The sequence below is a fragment of the Schwartzia sp. (in: firmicutes) genome (genome assembly GCF_978017985.1).
Genome location: NZ_CDXDFU010000158.1, coordinates 1 through 5,676 on the forward strand (window position 1 = coordinate 1; position 5,676 = coordinate 5,676).

The 5,676-nt window shown below is 49.0% G+C and carries 4 protein-coding genes and 1 other RNA gene; 3 read left to right on the forward strand and 2 right to left on the reverse strand.

The window, feature by feature from the left end; translation table 11 throughout:
- Positions 1-388: 388 nt before the first annotated feature.
- Positions 389-566, reverse strand: a non-coding RNA gene (ssrS, locus tag ACY69O_RS07125) — 6S RNA.
- Between the two features lie 261 nt (positions 567-827).
- On the opposite strand from ssrS, the gene ACY69O_RS07130 reads away from it, so the two are divergent.
- The 3 genes from ACY69O_RS07130 (at position 828) to ACY69O_RS07140 (ending at position 4,320) form a co-directional block, all read left to right on the forward strand.
- Entirely contained in the window at positions 828-1,187 is a 360-nt protein-coding gene (locus ACY69O_RS07130; protein WP_462332777.1) for a hypothetical protein, read from the forward strand.
- Positions 1,188-1,479: 292 nt separating this feature from the next.
- The gene (locus ACY69O_RS07135; RefSeq protein WP_462332778.1) at positions 1,480-2,685 is read left to right on the forward strand and encodes a dicarboxylate/amino acid:cation symporter; all 1,206 of its coding nucleotides are present in this window, start codon (positions 1,480-1,482) and stop codon (positions 2,683-2,685) included.
- 210 nt (positions 2,686-2,895) lie between these two features.
- On the forward strand, positions 2,896-4,320 hold the full coding sequence (locus ACY69O_RS07140) for an alanine/glycine:cation symporter family protein (RefSeq protein ID WP_462332779.1): 1,425 nt from the start codon (positions 2,896-2,898) through the stop codon (positions 4,318-4,320).
- 59 nt (positions 4,321-4,379) lie between these two features.
- Here ACY69O_RS07140 and ACY69O_RS07145 read toward each other — a convergent pair whose 3' ends face one another.
- Positions 4,380-5,645 (reverse strand): phosphatidylserine decarboxylase, encoded by a 1,266-nt coding sequence (locus ACY69O_RS07145; RefSeq protein ID WP_462332780.1) that lies wholly within the window; start codon positions 5,643-5,645, stop codon positions 4,380-4,382.
- Positions 5,646-5,676 lie beyond the last annotated feature (31 nt).

The window sequence follows — 5,676 nt, forward strand, 5'->3', positions numbered from 1 at the left end:
TATATGCCGTGAAGTCGTAGTACAGCTACATCGAACGGCAGCTGACAAAACGCTATGGAAGACGAGCGGTATCGGACTCCAAAGTATTTTTTTGTCAGGCAAGGAAGCTGATGCGAAGGCGTAGTAAAGCTATGGAAGACTTGCGGCTTCAAGAGTTTTTTTCGTCAGACGAGGAAGATGCCGTGATGGCGTAGTACAGCTACGTCGAACGGCAGATGACAAAAGCTAAAGACAACGGAAGAAATTGGGCACCGAGGGATTTTTTCGCCAGGCAAGGAAGATGGTTCGAAGGCGTAGTAAGGCTACGCCGAGTATCAGCTGACACAGCATGGCGGAAAAAGACCACACAAAAAGGGCCTACCGCGTAAAGCAGCAAGCCCTTTTCAAGATGGGGTCCAAAATGCCGTCGGCAATATCTGCCTAAACCTGCATGTGCAGGTGGGTACCTTAAGCCGTGCCTTTGATCATCGTGAAAACGCTCCATCAGCCACACGGTTCAAATCAGGTTCCCTGAGTGTAAAAGTCGGTTAGACATCAATACCTGCCAACGCACACCCCAGACGATTCCTTCTTTACTTGTATAGTAGCACAAAGAAATGGTCAAAACAAGACTTGACAAACCGTTGTGGCAGTGCTTTCCGAGCACTTTTTACGCTTTTTTTCAAAAAATAGTTTCCCTATAAAAGACATAATCAGAATTGCGGGAAATGTCTGTGAACGCGTAATTTCGGGAGAAGGCGAAAGTAAAACTTTTTTTATGGTGGCAAAACTTGATTTAATGCGTTATAATCATAAAATAGAATCTACGGATGAAAGGAAGAAACAGAATGGCAAACACGTTCAGCGTAGCCATCCATTATAATGATGTGCTGGGCTATATCGAATATGATGAGGATACACATAAAGCTGTAGTAACGCTGCCGGACGAAAAAGGCAAAAAGCTTGCAGAGGAGTACCTCAGCACGACACATCAGATTCGTGTACCCCATGAGACGCTGGTAGATTTCTCCGAGGAAACAATCGACCCGCTGGCAGATGTCCGCAGTCTCCAGATTGCACTGACACGTATCTGGGAGGCAACAGAGGTATATGTTGACTGGAGCCGTCCCGTTGAGTTCGTAAAAAAATATCCGACTCTCGACAGCCTGCCGAAGGGCGGAGTACCGTTCAAGCTCTCGGAAAACTGAATATCGAAACCAAACCGCGAAGCAATGCCGCTTCGCGGTTTTTCTTTTTATGATTCATTTTTCTTGGGAGATTTTATTAAAGGCATGCGGGAATAGATGTGTTATCAGTGTCATTCAACGAAATGGCGGATAAAATAATGAATGTGTATACAATATACCTCATTTAAATCCATGTACTTTTGAGAAATGTCCACTTATAATGGTAAATGTCTTATTATGTATATCGGGAATGGACTGACGGTATGTACAGAGTGGATTCTGTCCGTCGGGGTTTTTCCGAAGGAGGGAACGTATGAATTTATCAATCAAAATCTTTATTGCGCTGCTTCTGGCTGCTTTCGTCGGAATCTTTGCAGGGCCGGAGGGACTGCCGTTCATCAAATGGTGGATTGCTCCGATTGGAACAATCTTCATCAACCTTATCAAGATGATGATTGTTCCTGTAGTGTTCACATCTCTTGTCGTAGGCATGACAAGCCTTGGCGATACAAAGACTCTTGGGCGTATCGGAATCAAGACTGTTGCTATTTATCTTGTTACTACGGCTATTGCCATTGTTATCGGTTTTGCCATTGCAAGCGCTGTTCACCCGGGTGTCGGAATGCAGATTGCGTCCGATGCTACGGTTAATGTTAAGCAGGCTCCGTCCATCATGCAGGTATTTGTCAGCATGATTCCGACGAACCCTGTTCAGTCCATGGCTAAGGCAGAGATTCTGCCGGTTATCGTCTTCGCTATCTTCGTCGGCTACGGCATCATTGAGGTCGGCGGCGAGCGCGCAGAGCGTCTTACGAAGTTCTTTGACGCTGCTGCTGAGGTCTGCTACAAAATTATCGCTGTTATCATGCGTTTTTCGCCTATCGGCGTTTTCGCGCTTCTTCTTCCTGTCGTTGCGGCAAACGGCCCGAAGGTTCTTCTTCCGCTCATTTCCGTCATTGCCTGCATGGCGGTTGGAAGCCTGATTCATGTTGTTGCGGTTTACTCCTCCATTGCAAGTATCGGAGCAAAGATTTCTCCGATGAAATTCTTCCGCGGCATGGCTGAGGCTATGCTTATCGCTTTCTCCACATGCAGCAGTGCAGGTACGCTTCCTGTCAACATGAAGAATCTGCAGGAGAAACTGGGCTGCTCCCGCGAGGTTACGAGCTTCGTTCTTCCGCTGGGCGCTACCATCAACATGGACGGCACGGCTCTCTATATGGGTATCTGCTCCCTCTTTATCGCAAACGTATTCGGTGTTGACCTTACCATGCATCAGATGCTCATGATCGTATTCACGGGTACGCTGGCTTCCATCGGTACGGCAGGCGTTCCGGGCGCAGGTCTTATCATGCTGGCTATGGTTCTCCAGTCCGTAGGTCTTCCGATTGAAGGACTTGCACTGGTAGCAGGTATTGACCGTGTACTGGATATGTTCCGTACATGCCTGAACATCACAGGCGATGCAGCTGTTGCTCTTGCAATTGACCGTTCGGAAAACGGACACGTTGCTGCTTGATTCGCTAAAATACGCATTTTCCAAGACCGTCCGCGCAAAACGGACGGTCTTTTATTTTGTCTTTTTGCAATAAACATAAAATATTTAAGGGATATGTCTGAAACACCTTAATGATTTCTTGATTTTATGCGGATATAGTTACATTGAGTTTACAAAATTAAGCATACCATCTATACTTCTAATCATATAGTAATATTGGAGGGGTTTCAGATGGATTTTGCAAAGCTTCTGGCTGATGTAAATAATTTCGTATGGGGACCCGTCATGCTGGCGCTTCTTGTCGGCACGGGAATATTCCTCACCATACGCCTGCGCTTTCTGCCGTGGCGCAATCTCGTGTACGCCATGAGGATTATCTTCCTTAAAAAGGGGGAGAGCGAGGGCGATATCACGCCGTTCCAGTCGCTCATGACGGCACTGTCGGCTACCATCGGCACAGGAAATATTGTCGGTGTCGCAACGGCCATGGTGCTTGGCGGACCGGGTGCTCTGGTGTGGATGTGGATAAGCGCGGCCTTCGGTCTTTCCACGAAGTACGGTGAGTCCGTGCTGGCGGTCAAATACCGCGAGACAAACAGTGTCGGCGAAATGGCAGGCGGCCCGATGTACGCAATGAAGAACGGTATCGGCGGAAATCTGGGCAAAATAATGGCGGTGCTCTTTGCCTTCTTTGCGGCAGCGGCTTCCTTCGGAATCGGAAACATGACACAGGCGAACGCAATGGCAGCGGCACTTGAGAGTGGATTCTTTGTACCGACTTGGATTACGGGCGCAGTGGTAATGGTTGCTTCCCTTATCGTTCTTACCCGCGGTATTCGCAGCATCGGTACTGTATCCAGTATTGTGGTTCCGGCCATGTCGGTTTTCTACTTCTTTATGACTCTTATTGTTATCTGCATGAACATCTCCTCTGTTCCGGCAGGTCTTTCCGAAATATTCCGCATGGCGTTCTCCTTTGACGCTGTGGCAGGCGGCGTGGGCGGTTCCATAATCGCTACAATTCTCACCTCCATGCGCTGGGGTGTTGCCCGCGGCGTATTCTCCAACGAAGCAGGCCTCGGCTCTGCGCCTATAGCGGCAGCGGCGGCTCAGACAGACCACCCGGCACGTCAGGGCTACGTGAACATGACGGGAACCTTCTTTGATACAATGATTGTATGTATGCTCACGGGACTTGCCATTTCCTCCTCGGGTGTTCTGGGTACGATTGATCCGGACACGGGCAAGCTGGTATCGGGTGTAAACCTCACCGTTATGGCGCTGGGCACGGTTTTCGGCGATTCCGCGAAATACGTTGTTGCTGTGGCGCTGGCTCTCTTCTCCTTCTCAACCATTCTCGGCTGGGAATATTACGGAGAAAAGTCCTTCGAGTACCTCTGCAGCAGCCGCAAGGCTGTAATGGCATACCGTGTTGTCTACAGCATGGCTACCTATATAGGTGCTACAATGGCACTGGATATGGTCTGGAATATTTCAGATACAATGAACGGTCTCATGGCTATTCCGAACCTTATCTGCCTGCTGTGGCTCAGCAAGGATATAGCAGATGAAACCTTTGCCTACGAAAAGAATGTGGTGGCACTGGAAAAGAAGGGTGAAACCGCATCAGGGGCTGTCCGTATCAATGAAAATTAAACAATGAAAAAAGCTTCCGCGCCATGAAATGAGCGGAAGCTTTTTTATGTCATTTTACTTTATTTTTTAACAGGAACCAGTTTGGCGTAAGGCTCGCCCATAAGGAGATGCTTGAAGGTTCCCTTCGTTTCTCCCGGCGGACAGAGCAGGGAAACATCCACGCAGGACTGGAATACCATTACGATATCGCTGCCGCCGAAGAGGAAGTAGCCCATAGGGTCGCCCTTCTTGACGACATCGCCCACAGCGAGGTTTTCTTCCCAGTTGCAGGAGCAGATCTGCGACATGCCGATTGGGAGAACGGCAACAAGCCCGTACTCTTCTGTTTCGAGCACAACGCAGTCACGGGTTTCAATCATCTGCCAGCCCGGGATGTTGTCCTCAAGGACATAGCGGGAGGTCTTGGGATTCCAGACGGTGATACCTCCGGCACCGTTGACTGCAGGGATTTTCCTGAGTTCAACGATTTTTCCGCTGACAGGGAAGTGATACCGGTGATAGTCGTTAACGTCCAGGAATGTGTGTGTCAGCGTGCCGCCCTTAAAGGCATCGGCGTAGGCAGAGCCGGGCCCCATGAGCTGGGCGATGGAATTGAAGTTTGCGGACTTAATGGCAACGCCCTCTTTTTGCACCAGATTACCGTCCTTGTCGATTTTCCAAAGTCCCTGAGGGGCAGCGTCCGCAGGAGATACGACCTCGGCATCGGCTATGGGGCGGACGGAGGGGTCAATAAGATGACGGGCAAACCATTCGTTAAAGGTTGTCCAGACGTTTTCCTCTGCGTACCATCCATGCTGCATATTCATGGATGGGTCATTCTTTATCCTCTGATAGTAGCTGTCGTTCCAGCTTTCCTTAGTTGAGAGATATTTTCCCCATACATCGGAGTATTTGTAGAACCATGTAGCGATGGGCTCATGGTATTGAAGGGTAGGATAATAATATCCGTGTCCCTCCAGCTCCTCAAGAGGCTGGTCAAAAAGGAACCAGATATAATCCACGCTCTGGTCAATGTGGCTATAAAGCGTGGGGTAGGAAGAGTCCTTCAGAACGTTCCATGGCATACAGGTAACAGCCCAGTCCAGAAACGGATAAAGCTCCTGAACGCTCTGAACGGGGTTCGTATTGCGGTCCGGATTGATTGCCTTTGCTTTGGCGATGGATTTTTCCATCAAAATCATCAGCTCCGGGTCGGATTCCAGAGATTTCTTCATGGCTATGGCGGGCTCAGATTGGGGCGTATACGGGGCGGATGCCGCCTGAACACTTAAACTGAAGACCACGAGCAAAAAGCCGAGCAGTAGAGCAGATAGCTTTCGTTTCATAAAAAACTCCCCTTTCATCGGTTATTGAAAA